Source organism: Rathayibacter sp. AY1D5, from assembly GCF_002932515.1.
GTDB lineage: Bacteria > Actinomycetota > Actinomycetes > Actinomycetales > Microbacteriaceae > Rathayibacter.
The window spans coordinates 40,189-59,982 of sequence record NZ_PSVU01000012.1 but is presented as its reverse complement, the minus strand read 5'-3'; the positions used below and the strand labels follow the sequence as shown (position 1 = coordinate 59,982).

The following is a 19,794-nucleotide window of genomic DNA, read 5'->3' as shown; positions in this document are numbered from 1 at the left end:
GCCCGCCGGGACTCAGCGGAACGACCGCAGCCGCAGGCTGTTCAGCACGACGAAGACGCTCGAGAACGCCATCGCGGCGCCGGCCACGAGCGGCCCCAGGAGTCCGGCCATCGCGAGCGGGATCGCGGCCACGTTGTAGGCGAAGGCCCAGAAGAGGTTGCCCCGGATGACCGCGAGGGTGCGGCGCCCGAGGCGCAGGGCGTCGGGCACCCGGCCGAGGTCGTCGCCGACGAGGGTGATGTCGCTCGCCTCGATCGCCGCGTCCGATCCGGCGCCCATCGCGATCCCCACGTCCGCGGCGGCCAGCGCGGCGGCGTCGTTCACACCGTCGCCGACGAAGGCGACGTGGCGGCCCTCCGCACGGAGGCGCTCGATCACCGCGAGCTTCTCCTCCGGCAGCACCTCGGCGACGACCTCGTCGATGCCGACGGCCGAGGCGACGGCCTGCGCCGCCCGCGGGTTGTCGCCGGTCAGCACCATCACCCGCAGGCCCCGCTCGCGCAGGGCGCGGACGGTGCGGGACGCCTCCGGCCTCGGCTCGTCGCGGAGGACCGCGAAGCCGCGAAGCGCCCCCTCCCAGCCGACGCCGACGACGGTGCCGCCCTCGGCGGTCGCTCGCTCGGCGCGCTCGGCGAGACCGCCCGGCGCGAAGCCCCACTGCTCCTCCAGCCAGCGCAGCCGGCCGGCGACGACCAGGCGGCCCTCGACCCGGGCACGCACGCCGAACCCGGTGCTGGAGCGGAATCCGGTCGCCTCGGGGACGTCGAGGTGCGCGGCCCCGGCCACGATCGCCGCGGCGAGCGGATGCTCCGACCCGCGCTCGACGGCGGCGAGCAACCGCAGGCTCTCGTCGTCGCTGGACTCGACGACCTGGAACGCGCCGGTGGTGAGCGTGCCGGTCTTGTCGAGCACGACCGTGTCGATCCGGCGCCCGGCCTCGAGCACCTCCGGCCCGCGGAGGAGGATCCCGAGCTGGGAGCCGCGGCCGGTGCCGACGAGGACGGCGGTCGGGGTGGCCAGGCCCAGCGCGCACGGGCAGGCGACGACGAGGACGGCGACGGCGGGAGAGACGGCGGCGGCGAGGTCGGCGCCGGCGATCAGCCAGCCGGCGAGGGTGGCCAGGGCGAGCACCACCACGACCGGCACGAAGACGGAGGAGACGCGGTCGGCGAGCCGCTGGACGCGCGCCTTGCCGGCCTGCGCGTCCGAGATTAGGCGGCCCATCCGCGCGAGCGTGGTCTCGGAGCCGACGCGGTCGACGCGGACGGTGAGCAGGCCGTGGGCGTTGAGCACTCCGCCGGTCACGGTCGAGCCCGGGCCGACCTCGACCGGCACGCTCTCGCCGGTGAGCATGCTCGCGTCGATCGCGCTCGAGCCCTCGAGCACGGTGCCGTCGGCGGCGACGGTCTCGCCGGGGCGCACGCGGAGGAGGTCGCCGACGGCGAGCGAGGACGCGGGCACGCGCTCCTCCTGCCCGTCGGCGGCGACGCGCACGGCGTCCTTCGCGCCGAGGCGGAGGAGCGCCCGGAGCGCCGCACCGGCGTCGCGCTTCGACCGCGCCTCCAGGTAGCGGCCGGCCAGCACGAGGACGGGGACGGCGGCGGCGACCTCGAGGTAGATCTCGTCGTGGCCGGAGCGGCTGCCCAGCAGCTCGAACGGCATGCTCATGCCGGGCCGCCCCGCGTCGCCGAGGAACAGAGCCCAGACCGACCAGGCGAAGGAGGCGCTGACACCGAGGCTGATCAGGGTGTCCATGGTGGTGGAGCCGTGCCGCAGCGCCCGCCAGGCGTTGCGGTGGAAGGGGAGCGCGCCCCAGACCGCGACCGGTGAGGCGAGGGCGAGGCACAGCCACTGCCAGTTCGCGAACTGCAGCGGCGGGATCATCGAGAGCAGGACCACCGGCACGGCGAGCAGCGCGGAGACGCGGAGCCGGGTGCGCAGGGCGCGCCGCTCGCGGTCGTCGTCGCTCTGGTCCTCCTGCTCCTCCGCGGGAGCCGCCTCGCCGATGGAGGGGACCGACGCGCTGTAGCCCGCGGCCTCGACGGCGGCGATCGCGTCGGCCGGAGTCGTGCCGGGCGGGAGGGTCAGCGTCGCGCGCTCGAGGGCGAGGTTGACGGTCGCGTGGACGCCGGGGAGCGCGTCGAGGCGCTTCTCGACCCGCGCGACGCAGGAGGCGCAGGTCATCCCTCCGATGGCGAGCTCGAGCGGGGTGCCGGTGGTCTCGGCCACGTCAGCTCAGGGGAGCGAGGCGGTAGCCCGCGTCGGCGACGGCGGCGGCGATCTCCTCGCGGCCGAGCGGCCGGGAGGAGCCGACCGTGACGGTCGAGACCCCGTCGGGGGCGAGGGACACGTCGACCGCCGAGACCTCGGGGTAGGCGGCGAGCTCCTCGGTGACGCTGCGGACGCAGTGCTCGCAGGTCATGCCCGCGACGCCGAAGCTCTGCACGGACGCGGCCGACAGGGAGCCCTGCGCCGCGTGGCCGGCGTCGGAGCGGCCGGCGTCGCCGTGGCCGCCGCACGCGCAGGCACCGCCTCCGCCGCAGCCGCAGCCTCCCGTCGATCCGCTCGCGGTCAGGCCGAGGTCGATCCTGGTGCTCATGGGTCCTCCTGTGTGGTGCGTCCGGTCCGATCCGGTCGATCGGCCCGGTGGGCGTCCGGTCGGCACGCCGGTCGCGGCATACCCCCGGGGGGTACTCCATCGTAAGCCCAGCGAGCCCTCTCGGCAAGGCGGGAGGGCGGAGGAGGGATGATCTCAGGGGCGGCTCGGAGCCGCGCGAGGAAGGAGGGGCGCATGGATCCCGCATCGACGCCGCACTGGGGCGAGCCCCCGCCGCGCACGCCGCCGGCGGTCCCGCTGCCCCCGCGCACGCGGTTCGAGCCGACGGCGCTGCTCGCCGCGCCCCTGCCCGCCCCGGCCGCCGTCCGGGCCCGGGTCCGCCAGGCCGCCCCGGAGCGGCAGCGCCGGCTGGCGGCGCTCGCCGCGGTCACCGAGGGGTTCGCCGTCCTGCGCACTCCCGAGCTCGCCCGGGCGCTGCGCCGGATCGCGGCACCCGCCTCCGCCGCTCCGGCCGCCGCCGCCGCAGTGCTGGCCGTCGGCCGCGACGGACTCGAACTCGCCGCCGAGCGCGCAGACGCCCTGCGCATCGCCGAGTGGGATCGGATCGTCTCGGTGGGCGTCGGCACCTCGCCCTCGGGTGCCCACCGGGTCCGCGCGCTGGTCCTGGCGGTCCTCGCCCCGCCGCCCGCCTCCGCCGTCCTGCGTGCGGCGAGGCGGCGCCCGCGCACCGTCCTCGTGCCCCTGGTCGTCGCCGCCCCGGCCGCTCTCGGCTGGCGCGTGGCCGACGACCGCACGTTCCTCCTCGCTCTCGACCGCCTGCAGCGCGCCCTCGAGGAGCGTGCACGGTGAGGGCGCGGCTCCGCTTCGCCCTCGCGGCCGTCGCCGTGCTCGGCCTGGGCCTGGCGCTGCGGTTCGTGCTCACGGGGCTGCTCGCCGACCTCGCCGGCGGAGTGGCCTACGTCGTGCTGGTGGCGCTGCTGATCGCGGTGCTCCTGCCGCGCATCCCGGGCGCGACGGCTGCCGGGATCGCGCTGGCCTGGTCGATCGCGATGGAGCAGCTGCAGGCGATCGGAGTCGCGGCGCGCCTGGTCGAGCTGTGGGCGCCGCTCCGCCTCGTCGTCGGCACCACCTTCTCCTGGCTCGACATCGCGGCCTACGTCCTCGGCGCGGTCGTCGCCGCGGCCGTGCACCTCGCCGTCGCCCCGCGCGAGCAGTCCGCCTGACGGAGTCCGCGCCCCCCGTCTTCTGTCCGCCCGTCGGCCGGGCTGCCGCGGGGCGTCCCGGCGTCCGCCGAGGCGCCGGCCCCGCCCACCGGACCGCCGAGGTGTTCGTGCGCTCCCCGAGGCGCCGCCGTCCCCGCGGTGCCTCGCCGGCGGACGCGGTGTCTCGCCACAGGAGCGACGCCGGCCGGAGCGGCGCGGTCCCTCCGCCCCCGCGCCCCTGATTAGGGTGAAGCCATGAGCGAGCCGGCACTCCCCGAGACGACGGCCCCGCGGGCCTCGGCCCCGCACGACCACCGCCGCGACCGGCGCATCCCCGAGCCGGTCGACCGGTTCGCCACCGGCGAGGAGTACCCCGAGTACCGCGTCGACCTGGAGCGGATCCGCTTCTCGCCCTACTTCGCCCGACTCTCCGCGGTGACCCAGGTCATCTCGCCCTCCGGCGTCGGCCAGGTCGTGCACAACCGGCTCACGCACTCGATCAAGGTCACCGCGGTCGCCCGCGCGATCGCGATGCAGCTGACCACCACCGATCCCGCCCAGCGCGAGCTGGTCGAGCGGCTCGGCGGCTGCGACCCGGTGGTCGTGCAGGCCGCGGCCAGCGCGCACGACCTCGGCCACCCTCCGTTCGGCCACCTCGGCGAGCAGGCGCTCGACCGCCTCGCGCGCGAGCGGCTGGGGCTCGCGGAGGGCTTCGAGGGCAACGCGCAGTCGTTCCGGATCCTCTCCGAGCTCGACGTCTGCGAGACGGTGGAGGTGGGGCTGAACCTCACCGCCGCCTCCCGAGCCGCCGTGCTCAAGTACCCGTGGGGGCGGACGGTCCACCGCCCCGGCATCGACTCCGCCGACCCGACCGAGCTGCCCCGCGGGTCGACCGCCAGCCGGTGGGAGACCGCTCCGCCGAAGTTCTCGGCGTACACGCTCGACCTCGACGACCTGCTCGACGCCCGCTCCGGCTTCACCGCGATCGCCCCCTGGCAGCAGACCCTCGAGTGCTCGGTGATGGACGTCGCCGACGACATCGCCTACTCGCTGCACGACCTCGACGACTTCTACCGCGCGGGAGTGCTGCAGCAGGCGGCCGTCGCCGTGGAGTTCCGCGCGTTCCTCCGCGAGCAGAACGCGCTCGCCGCCCTCGACGCCGAGGAGCTGTGGGCGCGCGCCCCCGGGCACTCGCTCGAGATGCTCCGCCGGAGGCTCGTGGCCCGCGACCCGTGGATCGCGAGCGACGAGCACTTCCGCGCCTCCGTGGAGCGGGTGTCGACCGAGCTGGTCGAGGGGCTCCTCGCGCTCCCGTTCGACGGATCGACGCGCACCGAGCGCGCGATCGAGGCGTTCGTCTCCTCCTGGATCGGCCGTCTGCAGCGCTCCGTGGTGGTGCTCGCCGAGCCGAACGTCCGCTCGGGCCACCTCTCCCTCCTCCCCGACGCCTGGCACGACGTGGCCGTGCTGAAGTTCGTGCACACCCGCTTCGTGATCGACCGGCCGGACTTCGCCACCTACCAGCGCGGCCAGTCGCAGGTGCTCGAGACGCTGGTGACCCACCTCGACGCCTGGCTCGAGGACCCGCGCGACGGCTCGCGGGCTCCGCAGAAGCTGCTCGACCTGATCGAGCTCGCGACCGACGGCTACTTCCGCCTGCGCGCCGAGCACCCCGACTGGCTCCCGGCGGACGAGCGCGGCCGGCCGACCTCCGACCCGGCCGCGCTGCAGCGGCTCGGCCGGGGGCGCGGTGTGGTCGACTACGTCGCGACCCTGACCGACGAGCAGGCGATGGCGCTCGCCGCCCGCCTCCGCGGCGATCGCGAGCCGTGGGCGATGGGGACCTGACGCCCCGGCGGGTGGGTTGACACCGCGCGTCGCGTGTGGCCTCGGCGGCTCCTCGCCCGTCGTTCCGGGGGAGGAGCCCCCGCCCGGCCGCCGAGGACGCGTTCCGCGACCGCCCAGCGGGCGTCCAGGAAGCGCAGCCTGAACGACAGCGTAAAATCACGGAGGCACATGCCAGGATCGACAACTCGACAGGGAGTTCCGTTGGACGGAAACGCAACGACCACGCACCGCAACGTCGCATTGCTATCCGTCGCGACCACGCTGGCTCCGCGCGTGACCACCTCGGCCGAGATCGAGGCGCGGCTCGCTCCGGCGCTCAAGCGCCTGCGGCTCCCCACCGGGCTCCTCCAGCGCGTCGCCGGAGTGCACGAGCGCCGCAACTGGGGCTCCGAGCAGGGCTTCGACGGAGCGGCGATCGACGCGGGCAAGCGCGCTCTCGCCGAGGCCGGCGTCCGCGCCGACCAGATCGGCCTGATCATCAACACGTCGGTGACCCGCAAGCACCTCGAGCCCTCGGTCGCCGTGCGCCTGCACCACGGGCTCGGCCTGCCCTCGTCGGCCATCAACTTCGACATCGCGAACGCGTGCCTCGGCTTCGTCAACGGCATGACCCTCGCCGCGCAGCTGATCGACTCCGGCCAGATCCGCTACGCGCTCATCATCGACGGCGAGGACGCCGACGAGATCCAGGTCAACACCATCGAGCGCCTGAGCCGCGAGGGCGTCAAGCGCAAGGACTTCATGAGCGAGTTCGCGAGCCTGACTCTCGGCTCCGGCGCGGCCGCGGCCGTCCTCGGCCCGGCCGACGAGCACCCCAAGGGCCACCGCATCCTCGGCGGCATCACCCGCGCGGCCACGCAGTTCAACGAGCTCTGCGTCGGCAGCGTCGACGGCATGTTCACGGACGCGAAGGCGCTGCTCAAGGGCGGCATGGAGCTCGTCCTCTCGGCGTGGAAGGAGGCCACCCGCGACTGGAACTGGAGCGGGATGGACCGCTACATCACGCACCAGGTGTCGGACGTGCACACCGACGCCCTGGTGAAGGCGGTCGGCATCGACCGCAGCCGCGTCCCCACGACCTACCCCACCCTCGGCAACGTCGGCCCGGCGTCGATCCCGATCACCCTGGCCCAGGAGGCCGAGACCCTGCAGCCCGGCAACCGGGTGCTGCTCATCGGAGTGGGCTCGGGCATCAACACCGCGATGCTCGAGATCGCCTGGTGACCGCGCCCCACCCGGCCGAGCGGATCCGCGGAGCGGTCGGCTCCACGGCCGCCGCGCAGCTGCCCCCGGCCGGGCTCGACGGGCTCGATCCCGCGTGGTCGCGCCTCGTCGACGCTCCGGACGCCCAGGGCGTGCCGCGCCGCTGGCACCTGCTCGACACGGGCGAGGCCCTCGGCACGGAGCCCGTCGGCACCGTCCTCTGCGTGCACGGCAATCCCACCTGGTCCTACCTCTGGCGCCGCCTCGCGGCCGCCACGCTCGAGTCGGCCCGCCGCGGAGGCCCCGCCTGGCGGGTGGTCGCTGTCGACCAGCTCGAGATGGGCTTCTCCGAGCGGACCGGCGCCCTGCACACGCTCGCCGACCGCGTGCGCGAGCTCGCCAACCTCACCGATGTGCTCGGCCTCGACGACGTGGTCACCCTCGGCCACGACTGGGGCGGAGTCGTCTCGCTGGGCTGGGCGGTGGACCACCCGGAGCAGCTGCGCGCCACGATGCTCCTGAACACCGCGATCCACCAGAGCGCCGACGAGCCGATCCCGGCCCCGCTCCGGCTCGCGCTCGCCTCGGGTGTGCTCGGCGCCTCGACGGTCGGCACGCCGGCCTTCCTCGAGACGACCCTCGCGCTGGGGCACCCGGCGCTGCCCTCCGCGGTGAAGGAGGGGTACCGCGCGCCCTACCGGTCCGCTTCGCGCCGCGGCGGAGTGGGCGGCTTCGTCGCCGACATCCCGGTCGACTCCGCGCACCCGAGCGACCCGGAGCTGCAGCGCATCGCCGAGGGCGTCAGCGCCCTGACGACGCCGGCCCTGATGCTCTGGGGCCCGCTGGACCCGATCTTCTCCGACCGCTACCTCGACGACCTCGTCGACCGCCTCCCGCACGCGCAGGTCCACCGCTACGAGGGAGCGGGCCACCTGGTAGCCGAGGACGTCGACTACTCGTCCGCCGTCCTCGCCTGGCTGGGCGACCTCTCCGACGGCGAGGAGCCGTTCGGCGGCGACCCCGCCCCCGACGTCCGCCGCCCGACCGCGCCGGTCGAGCCGCTCTGGGCGCACCTCGACCGCAACGCGCAGGACGACTCGCTCGCCCTGGTCGAGATGGCGCCTCCCGGAGGCGGCGGGCCCCGCTCGGTCTCGTGGCGCCTGCTCTCGCAGCGGGTCCGCGAGCTCGCCGCCGGGCTCCGCGCCTCCGGCGTCTCCCCGGGCGACCGCGTCTCGCTCCTCGTGCCGCCCGGCGCCGACCTGACGGCGCTGCTCTACGCGTGCCTGCGCATCGGAGCCGTCGTGGTCGTCGCCGACGCGGGCCTGGGCCTGCGCGGTCTCACCCGCGCGGTCCGCGGCGCCTGGCCGGATCTGGTGGTCGGCGCCCTGCCCGGCCTCGCCGTCGCGCGGGCCCTCCGCTGGCCCGGCGGCCGGGTCTCGACGCAGACCCTGCCCCGCGCCTCCGCCTCGGCCCTCGGGGTCGACACGTCGCTCGGGCAGCTGATCGAGCTCGGCCGCGCCGAGCTGGCCGCCGACCCGGAGGCGCTGGGCGAGGCGCCCGCCGCCGACGCCGTGGCCGCGATCCTGTTCACCTCCGGCTCGACCGGCCCCGCCAAGGGCGTCGTCTACACGCACCGCCAGCTCGCCGGCGTCCGCGACGCGCTCGCCCGCCAGTACGGGATCGGACCGGGCACAGGGCTCGTCGCGGGCTTCGCGCCGTTCGCTCTGCTGGGCCCCGCGCTGGGCACGCGCTCCGCGACTCCGGACATGGACGTCACCGCGCCCCGAACGCTCACCGCGGCCGCCGTCGCCGCGGCCGCCGCCCGGGTCGACGCGACCGTGCTGTTCCTCTCGCCGGCCGCACTGGCCAACGTCGTGGCCACCGCCGGCGCGCTCGACGCTGACGACCACCGCGCCCTCGCCGGCGTGCGCACCTTCCTCTCGGCCGGCGCCCCCGTCTCGGCGGGACTGCTCGGCGACGCGCAGGCGCTCATGCCGAACGCCTCCGCCCGCACTCCCTACGGCATGACCGAGGGGCTGCTGCTCACCGACGCGTCGCTGGAGGGCATCCGCGAGGCCGCCTCCGACGACGATCCGCGCGGAGGCGTCTGCGTGGGCGTGCCCGCCGCGGGCGTCCGGCTGCGGATCGCCCCGCTCGACGCCGACGGCCGCGCCGCGGACGAGCCGGAGGAGATCACCGGCACGACCGGCGAGATCGTCGTTTCGGCCGGTCACGTCGAGGACCACTACGAGCGCCTCTGGCTCACCGACCGCGCCGCCCGCGTCGGCGCCGTCCCGGGTGAGCGCTGGCACCGCACCGGGGACGTCGGGCGGATCGACTCCGGCGGCCGCCTCTGGGTCGAGGGCCGCATGCCGCACGTCGTCGTCACTCCCGACGGCGTGGTCACGCCGGTCGGACCGGAGCAGCGGATCGAGGCGCGCGTGGCCTCGGTCGCCCGCGCCGCGATCGTCGGAGCCGGCCCGCGCGGAGTCGCGCAGCTGGTCGCCGTGGTCGAGCTGCGCTCGGGCGCGCGCCGCGTGGTGCTGGCCGAGGAGGCCCTCGCCGCCGAGGTGCGCGCGGCCGTCGGCCGGCCCGTCGCCGCGGTGCTCGTCGTCCCGGCGCTGCCCACCGACATCCGCCACAACTCCAAGATCGACAGGGCCGCGCTCTCGCGCTGGGCCGAGGGCGTGCTCGCCGGCGGCCGGATGGTGGCGCCGTGAGGGTCCTGGTCACCGGCGCGAGCGGCCTGCTCGGCGGTGCGGTGGCCGCGGGCCTCGTCGCCCAGGGGCACGAGGTCCGCACCTTCCAGCGCCGGCCCTCCGGGGTCGCGGGCGTCGAGGAGGCGCGGGGCTCGCTGACCGATCCGCGCGCGGTCGAGGAGGCCGTCGACGCGGCCGAGGGCGTCGTGCACCTCGCCGCGAAGGTCTCGCTCGCCGGCGATCCGGGCGACTTCGACCGCGTGAACATCGACGGCACCCGGCGTCTGCTCGCCGCCGCCGCCCGCGCCGGCGTGAGCCGCTTCGTCCAGATCTCGTCGCCCTCCGTCGCCCACTCCGGCTCCTCGATCACCGGCGACGACGCCGAACCCGCCGATCCGGACCGCGCCCGCGGCGACTACGCGCGCACCAAGGCCCGGGCCGAGCTGCTGGCTCTGGCGGCCGACGCCCCCGGCTTCGCGGTGGTCGCCGTGCGTCCGCACCTGGTCTGGGGTCCGGGCGACACCCAGCTCGTCGCCCGCATCGTCGAGCGGGCGCGCGCCGGCCGGCTGCCGCTCCTCGGGCACGGCCAGGCGCTGATCGACTCCACCTACATCGACAACGCCGCCTCGGCGATCGTCGCCGCTCTCGGGCGGGCGGAGGAGGTGCACGGCCGCTCCTACGTCGTCACCAACGGCGAGCCGCGCCCGGTCGCCGAGCTGCTCGCCGGGATCTGCCGCGCCTCGGGCGTCGAGCCGCCGCGCTGGTCCGTCCCCGCCTCCGTCGCCCGCGCTGCGGGCTCGCTCGTCGAGCGCGTGTGGGCCGTGCGGCCCGGCGCCGATGAGCCGCCGATGACCCGCTTCCTCGCCGAGCAGCTCTCGACCGCGCACTGGTTCGACCAGCGCCGCACGCGCGCCGATCTGCAGTGGAGCCCGTCGGTCACCCTCGACGAGGGCCTGGCCCGTCTGTCCGCCGCCCGCTGAGGCGCCGGCTCCGGAGACGGAGAACGGACGGGACCCCGTCGCCGAGGCGAGGGGGTCCCGTCCGTCCGGGGGCTCCCGCGACGGATCTCGGGAGGGGAGCCGAGGTCAGTCGGCGAGGATGAGGTACAGCGCGCGACGGGTCTCATCGAGCTTGGCGGAGGCGGCGGCGCGCTGCGCCTCGGTCGCTCCGCGGAACTGCTGCACGACGCCCATCAGCTTGCCGACGTTCTCCATGAAGGCGCGATCGGCGTCGCTCGCGCCGGGGGTGGCCTCCCAGGCCGCGTCGAGCTCGTCGGCGTGCTCGCGCACGTAGGTGCCGCCCGCGTCCGTGAGCTGGTACTCGGTGCCGCGGCCCTCGCCGACGGCCGTGATGAGGCCCTCGTCGACGAGCTGCTGGAGGGTGGGGTAGACGGAGCCGGGGCTGGGACGCCACGATCCGTTCGTCTTCTCGGCGATGGCCTTGATCAGGCCGTAGCCGTTCGAGGACTTCTCGGAGAGGAGAGAGAGGAGGGCCGCGCGGACGTCACCGCGTCGGGCGCGTCCTCCGCCGCGGCCGAAGGGGCCGCCGAAGCCGGGGCCGAAGCCCGGGCCGAAGCCGAAGCCGGGCCCGAAGCCGCGGCCGTGACCGCCGGGTCCGCGGCGCTGTCCGCGGCCGGGGTGCTCGTGGCGGGAGGAGTGGTCGCCGTCGCAGGAGTCGCGGCGGTCGTCGGAGAAGAAGGTCCTGGAGTTCATGGGTGTGCTGCTCTCTGTCGTGAGGGGATCCCTTTCGATCGGATCCGGTCGCCCGTCGGGAGCGGCTCCTCCCGATCTGTCGGCGATGCAGTAACGATATATCGGCGACGGATCGGATGTCAACACCTGAACTGCCCGTAGCCTGGGAGCTCCCCGTCGATCGAGAGGTCCCGCATGCCGCGTCCCGACTCCGAGCTCGAGGCGTACCTCGACTCCTCCCTCCTCGCCGGGGACGTCCTCACCGGCCGCGCGAGCAACCTCGGCAACCTCCGCGGCCTCGCCGCCCGCGAGCCCGCGCACCTCTACGGGGTGGACGTGGCCGAGCACTGGACGCTCGAGAGCCTGCTCGCCCTGATGGGGGAGCGCGTGGGGATCAGCACCGACCCCTCCTTCGAGAGCGGGCAGGACCGGATCGACGCCCGCCTGACGGTCGCGGGTCTCGCCCGCTACCGCGACCGGTTCGCCGCCACTGTCCGCGAGGGGGCGCTCCTCCTGTTCGCCACCGCGCACCCGGCGACCCTGATGGACGTCTACCGCCGCCTCGCTGCTGCCGCGACGGAACGGGGCGCTCGCGTGATCGACGTGAATGCGCTCCCGTTCGCCGCCCCCGACGGGATCCGCGTGCCTCTCGCGGACGAGCACCAGGCTCTGTGGTGCACCGGCGGGGTCACCTGCGTCTACCGCGGGGGAGGGCTGCAGCACACGCACTCGCCGGAGCCGATGGACGCGCTGCTCGACCGCCTCGACGAGCTCGGCATCCGCCCCGACCTGGTCGTCGCCGACCACGGCTTCGCGGGCGCGGCCGGCCGGCGGGGGCTGCCGGTCATCGCGATCGCCGACTGCAACGACCCGGCGGTGTTCGTCGCCGAGGCGCAGGGCTCGATCGAGGTGGTCGTCCCGATCGACGACGGGCTGGCCGTCCATCTCTACGAGCCGGTGATCGACTTCGTCCTCCGCGCCCTCTCGGAGCCCGCGCGCACCTGACGGCTCGTAGAATCGCCTTCGGCTCGTCGCGATCCCGGATCCGACGGGCCGACCGTTTTCGCGAGTCCCCGCGCTCGCCCACCACTGCAGACGGAGCATCCGTGACCCAGCCCCACGACGGCCTCCTCCCGCGCTTCGCCGTCGGCGTCGACATCGGGGGGACGTCGATCAAGGCGTCCCTCGTCGACGTCACCACCGGCGAGCGGGCGGCTCGGCGCTTCGCGGTCGCGAACCCGCTGGGCAAGGAGCCCGAGGACTTCGCCGAGGCGATCGCCGGCATCGTCCGCGACGTCTCGCCGATCGCGGGCACGCCCGTGGGCGTCGGCTTCCCCGGGATCGTCCGCGGCGGCGTCGTCCGCCAGACCACCCACGTCTCGCAGCGCTGGGTCGGGCTCGACGCGCAGGCCCTCCTCTCGGAGGCGACCGGGGTCGACGTCGTCGTCGTCAACGACGCGGACGCGGCAGGAGTCGCCGAGCGCGAGTTCGGGGCCATGCGCGGACGCGAGGGCCTCCTCCTGCTGACCACCCTCGGCACCGGCATCGGGACGGCGCTCGTCCACGAGGGCGTGGTGATCCCCAACTCCGAGCTCGGTCACCTGCACATCGACGGTCCCGACTTCGAGCCGCAGGTCGGCTTCTCTGCCGTCCGCCGCGAGGGCATCACCCTCGAGGAGTGGGCGGGTCGCCTCAGCGTCTACTACCGGCACCTCGAGATGCTGCTCTCGCCGCAGCTGTTCGTGATCGGCGGCGCGGCGGCGCACGTCTTCGACGAGTTCGCCCGCTTCCTCGACATCGGCACCGAGATCGTCCCCGCCCGCTTCGGCAACGACGCCGGATTCACGGGCGCCGCGATGGTCGCGGTCTCGCCCGACCGCCTCGCGCCCTGGTACCGCTCCACCCGCGGCGCCCGCCTCGACCCCGGGGCCCCCGCCATCGCCGACTGACACCCTCCCTGCACCGAGGGGACCCCGACCCGTCGTGGCATTCCCAAGGCGCTGGGTCCCTCGACGGTCCGGGGTTCCCTCAGCGGGCCGACAGGCCGCGGTAGACGGCGTCCAGCCGGGCGGCGGCGGCCGGCCAGGAGTGGGCGGCCGCCCAGTCGACGCCGCCGCGGCCGAGTCGCGCCAGCTCACCGGGCGAGCCCAGCAGGGTCAGGATCGCCTCGGCCCACGCCGCAGGGGAGTCGGAGTCGAGCAGCACGCCGCTCCCGCCGTCGCGCACCGCGTCCACCAGGCCGGTCGTCCTGCGCGCGAGCACGGGAGTGCCGCTGCCGGCCGCCTCGAGCGCGATCAGCCCGAAGGTCTCGGCCGCCGAGGGCACGAGCGCCAGCTGCGCGCTCCGGAGCCGCTCCGCCACCTGGTCGCGGTCGGCGGCCCCCTCGATCAGCACGCGGTCTCCCAGCGGAGCCGCCGCGGCGCGCACCGCGTCGAGGTACGACTCCCGGCCCGGTGCCGCCCCGCCCACCAGCCGCAGCACCGGCCGCTCCGCCGGCGCGATTCTCGCGAGCGCCTCGACCGCCAGCAGCTGGCCCTTGAGTGGCTGCACCCGGCCGACCAGGACGACTCCGGAGCGCTCGCCGCCGCCCGGGCGGAACCGCGCGTCGACTCCGGGGGGCACCACGACGACCCGGTCCGGATCCGCGCCGTACCCGCTGACGACGTCCTCCCGCTCCGAGGCGCCCGCCACCACGATCGCGTCGGCGGAGGCGAGCACGGAGCGCTCCGCGTCGATCCGCTGCTGCGGCTCCGCGACGTCGCCCGGGGCGAGCCGGGCGTTCTTCGCGAGCGAGCCCGAGTGCATCGAGTGCACGTGCGGCCTGCCGGTGAGTGCCCCCGCGAGGCCCGACACCCAGTAGTGCGAGTGCACGACGTCGGCTCCCTCCGCGGCGCGCGCGAACTCCGGCGCCGCGGCCGCCAGCGCGTACTTGTCGCCCGCCGGCACCGGCACGCCGACCACCCGCACACCCGGCGCGAGCATCCGGACGCCCTCGCCGCGGGTCAGCACCTCGATCTCCCAGCCGAGCGCCGCCAGCTCCGGGAGCACCGCCGCGAGGTACACGTTCATCCCGCCCGCGTCGCCCGTCGACGGCTGCTCGAGCGGGGAGGTGTGCGCCGAGACGACGGCCAGACGGGGCATCCCTCCATCGTAGGGACGGCCGTGGGTCCTCCACGGATCCCGGCCCGCGGCTCGCAGCGCCTCCGGAATCGGGTTGAATAGACGGATGCGCTCGTTCGAGCGCGGAGAGCGTGAGGTCCATGGCCCGCCAGAGTCCCCCCGGTGAGGTGCTGCCGTCGGCCGCACCCGGGCCGGTGACCGCCGGCCACGAGCCCTTCTCCGAGCAGGACATCCGCGCCCTCGTCGGAACCGCCGCCGTCGAGAAGGGCACCGCGTACGCGGACGAGGGCCGCGTGCGCGAGCTGCAGTGGTTCGGCGGCCGCACCCGCCTCTTCGGCCAGGTCCGCGGATCCGGGCGCTCGCCGTACGCCGTGAGCGTGCAGCTCCGCGACGAGGGCGAGCACTGGACCCTCCTCGGCGGCGCCTGCAGCTGCCCGGTCAAGCACGAGTGCAAGCACGTCGCCGCCGTCCTGATCGAGGCCCTGCGCCGCGAGCGCGAGGGCGGAGTGGCCGGTCCCTTCCCGGGCGAGGCCGCTGTCGACGCCGTCCCCGAGTGGCGCAGCGCGCTCGCCCCGCTCCTCGCCGGCGCGGAGCGCTCGCACACCGGCATCCCGCTCGGCCTGCAGTTCGAGCTGCTGCCCGGCGAGCCCGTGCGTCGCCCGCCCGGCCGCTACAACTCCTACCGGCCGCCGCCCGAGCCGCGCCCGCGCCTGGGCGTGCGCCCGGTGCGGATGGGCGACCGCGATCGCTGGGTCCGCACCGGCACCAGCTGGCGCGACCTCGGCTACCTGCACTACAGCCACGACTACGACGAGCGCCAGATCGACGTGATCCGCGAGATGCAGGGCCTGCTGTCCGGGCACAGCGCCTCCAGCTACTACTCGCCCGACACCTGGCTCTACCTCGACCAGTGCCGGAGCGAGGCGATCTGGGCGGCACTGCACGGCGCCGTCCGCGCGGGCATCGGCCTGGTGATGGGCGACCGCGACCAGACGCCGCTGAAGATCCTCGACACGACGGCCACCGCCTCCATCGACGTCACGCGCACCGCCGCCGGCCTCGAGCTGCGCTCGCTCGTCGCGATCGGCGACCACCCGGCGCCCGAGGAGTTCGGCTTCATCGGCGACCCGGCCGTCGGCCTCTACACGTGGGAGGGCGGCGACGAGATGCGCGCCCGCCCGGTCACGCTCATCCCGTTCGCCGCGCCGCTGCTGTCCTCCGCGCGCACGTTCCTCTGGAGCCGCGAGGCCATCCGCATCCCGGTGGCCGAGGAGTCGGCGTTCCTCACCGAGCACTACCAGCGGCTGCACCGGCTGTTCGACATCGTCTCCCGCGACGGCTCCTTCGAGGCGCCCGCGGTGCCCGAGCCGCGCCTCGGCCTCACCCTCGAGCACACCGACGGCGCGGGCCTGCGCGGCTCGTGGTGGTGGCGCTACGGAGTGGAGGGAGCGCGCGGCGGCGTGGACGCCGAGCGGCTCCCGCTGCGGGTCGGCGAGGACGCGGGCTACCGCGACCCCGAGGCCGAGCAGCGGATCCTCGACTCCCTCGTGGGAGCGGGTCTCGACCCGGAGTCGACGCCTGCCCTGGTGTCCCCGTCGAGCAGGCGCCTGCGCCCCACCTTCGACCTGCGCGGCATGCAGACCGTCGGCTTCCTCACCGGCGAGGTCGAGCGGCTCCGCGAGCTCGGCACCGTCGAGATCGAGGAGATCGGCGAGCGCGTCGAGTACCGCGAGGCGCAGACCGCGCCCGTGGTCGCCGTGCAGACCGTCGCCCAGCCCGACAGCCGCGACTGGTTCAACCTCGAGATCTCCGTCACCGTCAACGACGAGGCGGTCCCGCTGGCCGAGATCTTCCTCGCGCTCGCCCGCGGCGACGAGTACATGGTGCTGCCCAGCGGCGTCTACTTCGCCCTCGACGACGAGCGGTTCGGCCGCCTCCGCGAGCTGATCGCCGAGGCCCGCGAGCTCTCGGACGACCCCGGCGAGACCCTGCGGATCAGCCGGTTCCAGTCCTCCCTCTGGGACGAGCTGGTCGAGCTGGGCGTCGTGGAGGCCCAGGCCGCCGCCTGGCGCCGCTCCGTGGAGGGGCTCTCCGGCTTCACCGCGACCGGTGCGCTGGAGTCGCGGGTCCTGCCCGAGGGCTTCGCCGTGGAGCTGCGGCCCTACCAGCAGCTCGGCTACGACTGGCTCTCGTTCCTCTACGACAACCAGCTCGGCGGCGTGCTCGCCGACGACATGGGCCTGGGCAAGACCGTGCAGTCCCTCGCCCTGGTCACCCGGGTGATGCAGGAGCAGCGCGCCGCGGCCGCGGAGGCGGGCACCTCGCCGCGCCCGTTCCTCGTCGTCGCTCCCACCAGCGTGGTGCCCAACTGGGTCGGCGAGGCCAAGCGCTTCGCCCCGGACCTCCGCGTCGTCGGGATCGACGAGACGTCGAAGAAGAAGCGGAAGGCGCTCTCCAGCGTCATCGGCGAGGCCGAGCTGGTCGTCACCTCCTACGCCCTGTTCCGGCTCGACTACGAGTCGTACTCGGGCATCCAGTGGTCGGGGCTCCTCCTCGACGAGGCGCAGTTCGTCAAGAACCGCCAGTCGGCGACGCACCAGCTCGCGCGCCGGCTCGACGTGCCCTTCAAGCTCGCCATCACGGGAACGCCGATGGAGAACAACGTGATGGAGCTCTGGTCGCTGCTGTCGATCGTCGCTCCGGGCCTGTTCCCCTCGCCCGCCGGGTTCGTCGAGTTCTACCAGAAGCCGATCGAGCGCGAGGCCGACAGCGAGAAGCTCTCGCAGCTGCGGCGGCGCATCCGCCCGCTGATGCTGCGGCGCACCAAGGAGCTCGTCGCCAAGGAGCTGCCGCCCAAGCAGGAGCAGACCCTCGAGGTCGAGCTCGGCCCGAAGCAGCGGAAGGTCTACGACACGTACCTGGCGCGGGAGCGGCAGCGCGTGCTGGGCCTGATCGGCGACTTCGAGAAGAACCGCTTCGCGATCTTCCGCGCGCTGACCGTGCTGCGCCAGGTCGCGCTCGACGCGGCACTGGTCGACGAGGCGCACGAGAGCGTGCCCTCCACCAAGCTCGACCTGCTCGACGAGCTGCTGGGCGACGCCCTCGGCGAGGGGCACCGCGTGCTGGTGTTCAGCCAGTTCACGCGGTTCCTCGGCCGGGTCCGCGGGCGGCTGGACGCGGCGGGCATCGAGTACGCCTACCTCGACGGAGCGACGAAGAAGCGCGACGAGGTCATCGATCGGTTCCGCTCGGGCGCGGCGGGCGTGTTCCTGATCTCGCTCAAGGCCGGCGGCTTCGGGCTCAACCTCACCGAGGCCGACTACTGCATCCTGCTCGACCCGTGGTGGAACCCCGCCACCGAGTCGCAGGCGGTCGACCGCGCGCACCGCATCGGCCAGACCCGCTCGGTCATGGTCTACCGCCTGGTCGCGAAGGACACGATCGAGGAGAAGGTGATGGCCCTCAAGGAGGCGAAGGCCGCGCTCTTCGCCGCGGTCATGTCGGACGACGGCGCGGCGGCCACCGGCGGGATCACGGCCGAGGACGTGCGCGAGCTGCTGGGCTGAGCGCCGCCGCTACTCGCGCACCTGCTCCAGCAGGGTCGTGACGGCGGCGCGGGTGTCGGCGGCGAGCCGTCCGAGGCGGTGCGCGGCACGGATCGACACCGGCCGGTACGGGTGCACGAGCCGCCGGGCCGCCGTGCAGGGCAGCGCGAACGCCGCGACGACGCCCGCGTCGATCCCGTCGAGTCCGCCGTCGTCCCGGCCGAAGACGAGCTCCCGGCCCTCGCGCGCGAGAGCCTCCGGCAGGTCGGCCTCGCCGATCGGGAGGCGCAGCACGGCGAGCAGGCCGGCCGCCTGCACCCGGCGCGGCAGCGGGCGTCCGAGGCGTCCCGCCGCGTGCACCGTGAAGAAGTCGGCCTGCCGCTCGAGGATGCCCGTGACCGTCTCGGCGAGGCGCTCCATCTCAGGGTGCAGCGAGAGCCGGGCGAGCCGGCGGTAGCCGTGCACCGCGACCCGGGCGTCCACCGCGAGGGCCAGCGCGACGGGGCCGGCGAGGGAGGCCGCGGCACGGTCGAGGAGCGGGCGCGACCTGACCGTCGGCTCCGGCGGGCGGACGTCGATGCCGCGGATCTGCGGCGAGGCCGCGAGCACCTCGCCCAGGGCGTCGGCGATCCGGTGCCGCTCGGCGGCCCAGACGGACGCGAACGCGCGGACCTGCTCGTCGGGGTGGGCGCGCGCGAGGGGGAGCACCCGGGCCACGGTGGCGTGCTCGATCGCCCGCAGGTACGCGGTGGCGACGATGGCCTCGCGGTCCAGCGGCACCTCCTCGAACTCGCGCACTGAGAAGTGCTCGCGCAGGGCGCCGTGCGCGCTGCGGTGGTGGTCCTCGAGGTCGAACGGTTCCGCGATGCCCACGTCGTGCTCCTCCGCTAGTCCGGTCCCTCCATCCTGGGCCCCCGGTGCGAGAGGCGGAAGAGCACGCGCCCATCCCTGGGACACTGGGAGCCGGTCGTCAGGCGGCCGGGGGAGCGGGGCGGGATGAGCGGGGCCCGGACCTCGGCGATCGGCGCCGTCCTCCTCGCCGCCGTCTGCTTCGGCACGACGGGGACCGCCCAGGCCCTCGGAGCGGCGGGCGTGGATCCGCTCCTCCTCGGGGCGGCGCGCATCGTCCTCGGCGGCGCCCTGCTGGCCGCTCTCCTCGGCGTGGAGGCTCTGCGCCGGCGGAGCCGCTCCCGCCCGACCCGCGCCGTCGTGCTGCTCGTCGTGCTCGGAGCGGTCGGCGTCGCCGCGTACCAGCCCGCCTTCTTCACCGGCACCGCGCAGAACGGAGTCGCGGTCGGCACGATCGTCGCCCTCGGCTCCGCTCCCGCCTTCACCGGCCTGCTGGAGTGGCTCGTCCTGCGGACGACCCCGAGCCCGCGCTGGTTCGCCTCGACCGCGCTCGCCGCGGTCGGCGTGGTGCTCCTCAGCGGAGGCGGGTCCGGCGGCGTGACACTCCCCGGCCTCGCCGCGTCGGCCGGTGCCGGCGCCTCCTACGCGCTCTACGCCGTCTGCGGCAAGCTGCTGCTCGAGCGCGGGCTCAGCCCCGTCGCCGCCATGGGAGCCCAGTTCGGGGCCGCGGCGCTGCTGGCGCTCCCGTTCCTGCTGCTGGGCGATCCGTCGCGGCTCTCCGGCTCGATCCCGGCCGTGCTCTGGCTCGGAGTGGTGACGGTCGCCGTGGCCTACACCTTCTTCGCGCGCGGCCTGCGAGTGCTTCCCGCGGCGACCGTCTCGACGCTCACCCTCCTGGAGCCGGCGACCGCGACTCTCCTCGGCGTGGCGGTGCTGGGGGAGCGGCTCACCGCGGGAGCCGTCCTGGGCATCGCGGTGCTGGTGGCGGCGGTGCTGCTGCTGGCGGTGCGGGGGCGCCGCCGTTCCGGTGCGCGGAGAGAGGCGCCGCCGCGCTCCGCGGAGTAGCGTCGACTCCCACCG

At 75.2% G+C, this 19,794-nt stretch carries 15 protein-coding genes; 10 read left to right on the top strand and 5 right to left on the bottom strand.

All coding sequences use genetic code 11. The features are described from left to right. Positions 1-12: 12 nt before the first annotated feature. Positions 13-2,229: a cation-translocating P-type ATPase gene (locus C5C82_RS05560; protein WP_258065962.1), complete on the bottom strand. Its 2,217-nt coding sequence runs from the start codon at positions 2,227-2,229 to the stop codon at positions 13-15. A gap of 1 nt (position 2,230) precedes the next feature. Further along, positions 2,231-2,599 (bottom strand): heavy-metal-associated domain-containing protein, encoded by a 369-nt coding sequence (locus tag C5C82_RS17955; protein ID WP_104224180.1) that lies wholly within the window; start codon positions 2,597-2,599, stop codon positions 2,231-2,233. Positions 2,600-2,791: 192 nt separating this feature from the next. On the opposite strand from C5C82_RS17955, the gene C5C82_RS17455 reads away from it, so the two are divergent. The 6 genes from C5C82_RS17455 (at position 2,792) to C5C82_RS05530 (ending at position 10,489) form a co-directional block, all read left to right on the top strand. Beyond that, the gene (locus C5C82_RS17455) at positions 2,792-3,406 is read left to right on the top strand and encodes a hypothetical protein (RefSeq protein ID WP_181067801.1); all 615 of its coding nucleotides are present in this window, start codon (positions 2,792-2,794) and stop codon (positions 3,404-3,406) included. Beyond that, entirely contained in the window at positions 3,403-3,780 is a 378-nt protein-coding gene (locus C5C82_RS17450) for a DUF2809 domain-containing protein (protein ID WP_181067800.1), read from the top strand. The genes C5C82_RS17455 and C5C82_RS17450 overlap by 4 nt, the downstream gene beginning before the upstream one ends. Positions 3,781-4,014: 234 nt before the next feature. Continuing rightward, entirely contained in the window at positions 4,015-5,607 is a 1,593-nt protein-coding gene (locus C5C82_RS05545; protein WP_104354733.1) for a deoxyguanosinetriphosphate triphosphohydrolase family protein, read from the top strand. 168 nt (positions 5,608-5,775) lie between these two features. Next, complete coding sequence (locus C5C82_RS05540; protein ID WP_104224183.1) at positions 5,776-6,831, top strand: 3-oxoacyl-ACP synthase III; 1,056 nt, start codon at positions 5,776-5,778, stop codon at positions 6,829-6,831. After that, the gene (locus tag C5C82_RS05535; protein WP_258065960.1) at positions 6,828-9,530 is read left to right on the top strand and encodes an alpha/beta fold hydrolase; all 2,703 of its coding nucleotides are present in this window, start codon (positions 6,828-6,830) and stop codon (positions 9,528-9,530) included. Before C5C82_RS05540 ends, C5C82_RS05535 begins: the two co-directional genes overlap by 4 nt. Then, complete coding sequence (locus tag C5C82_RS05530; RefSeq protein WP_104224184.1) at positions 9,527-10,489, top strand: NAD(P)-dependent oxidoreductase; 963 nt, start codon at positions 9,527-9,529, stop codon at positions 10,487-10,489. The genes C5C82_RS05535 and C5C82_RS05530 overlap by 4 nt, the downstream gene beginning before the upstream one ends. A 105-nt stretch (positions 10,490-10,594) precedes the next feature. On the opposite strand, the gene C5C82_RS05525 is transcribed toward C5C82_RS05530, so the two are convergent. Continuing rightward, positions 10,595-11,221, bottom strand: coding sequence for a PadR family transcriptional regulator (locus tag C5C82_RS05525; protein WP_104224185.1), 627 nt, complete (start codon positions 11,219-11,221; stop codon positions 10,595-10,597). A gap of 174 nt (positions 11,222-11,395) precedes the next feature. Here C5C82_RS05525 and C5C82_RS05520 point away from each other — a divergent pair, with 174 nt between their 5' ends. Together C5C82_RS05520 and C5C82_RS05515 are read left to right on the top strand one after the other, a co-directional pair. Then, positions 11,396-12,205, top strand: coding sequence for a phosphatase (locus tag C5C82_RS05520; protein WP_104354732.1), 810 nt, complete (start codon positions 11,396-11,398; stop codon positions 12,203-12,205). A 101-nt stretch (positions 12,206-12,306) separates the two neighbouring features. Next, positions 12,307-13,149, top strand: a complete 843-nt coding sequence (locus C5C82_RS05515) for an ROK family protein (protein WP_244229583.1) — start codon at positions 12,307-12,309, stop codon at positions 13,147-13,149. Positions 13,150-13,228: 79 nt separating this feature from the next. On the opposite strand, the gene C5C82_RS05510 is transcribed toward C5C82_RS05515, so the two are convergent. Next, complete coding sequence (locus C5C82_RS05510) at positions 13,229-14,341, bottom strand: glycosyltransferase (RefSeq protein WP_104295869.1); 1,113 nt, start codon at positions 14,339-14,341, stop codon at positions 13,229-13,231. A 119-nt stretch (positions 14,342-14,460) separates the two neighbouring features. On the opposite strand from C5C82_RS05510, the gene C5C82_RS05505 reads away from it, so the two are divergent. Beyond that, positions 14,461-17,886, top strand: a complete 3,426-nt coding sequence (locus C5C82_RS05505) for a DEAD/DEAH box helicase (RefSeq protein ID WP_104233442.1) — start codon at positions 14,461-14,463, stop codon at positions 17,884-17,886. Between the two features lie 9 nt (positions 17,887-17,895). On the opposite strand, the gene C5C82_RS05500 is transcribed toward C5C82_RS05505, so the two are convergent. After that, positions 17,896-18,738: a hypothetical protein gene (locus C5C82_RS05500; RefSeq protein WP_104291697.1), complete on the bottom strand. Its 843-nt coding sequence runs from the start codon at positions 18,736-18,738 to the stop codon at positions 17,896-17,898. Positions 18,739-18,861: 123 nt separating this feature from the next. Between C5C82_RS05500 and C5C82_RS05495 the strand changes: the two genes are divergently transcribed. Then, positions 18,862-19,779, top strand: a complete 918-nt coding sequence (locus C5C82_RS05495) for a DMT family transporter (protein ID WP_104233440.1) — start codon at positions 18,862-18,864, stop codon at positions 19,777-19,779. Positions 19,780-19,794 lie beyond the last annotated feature (15 nt).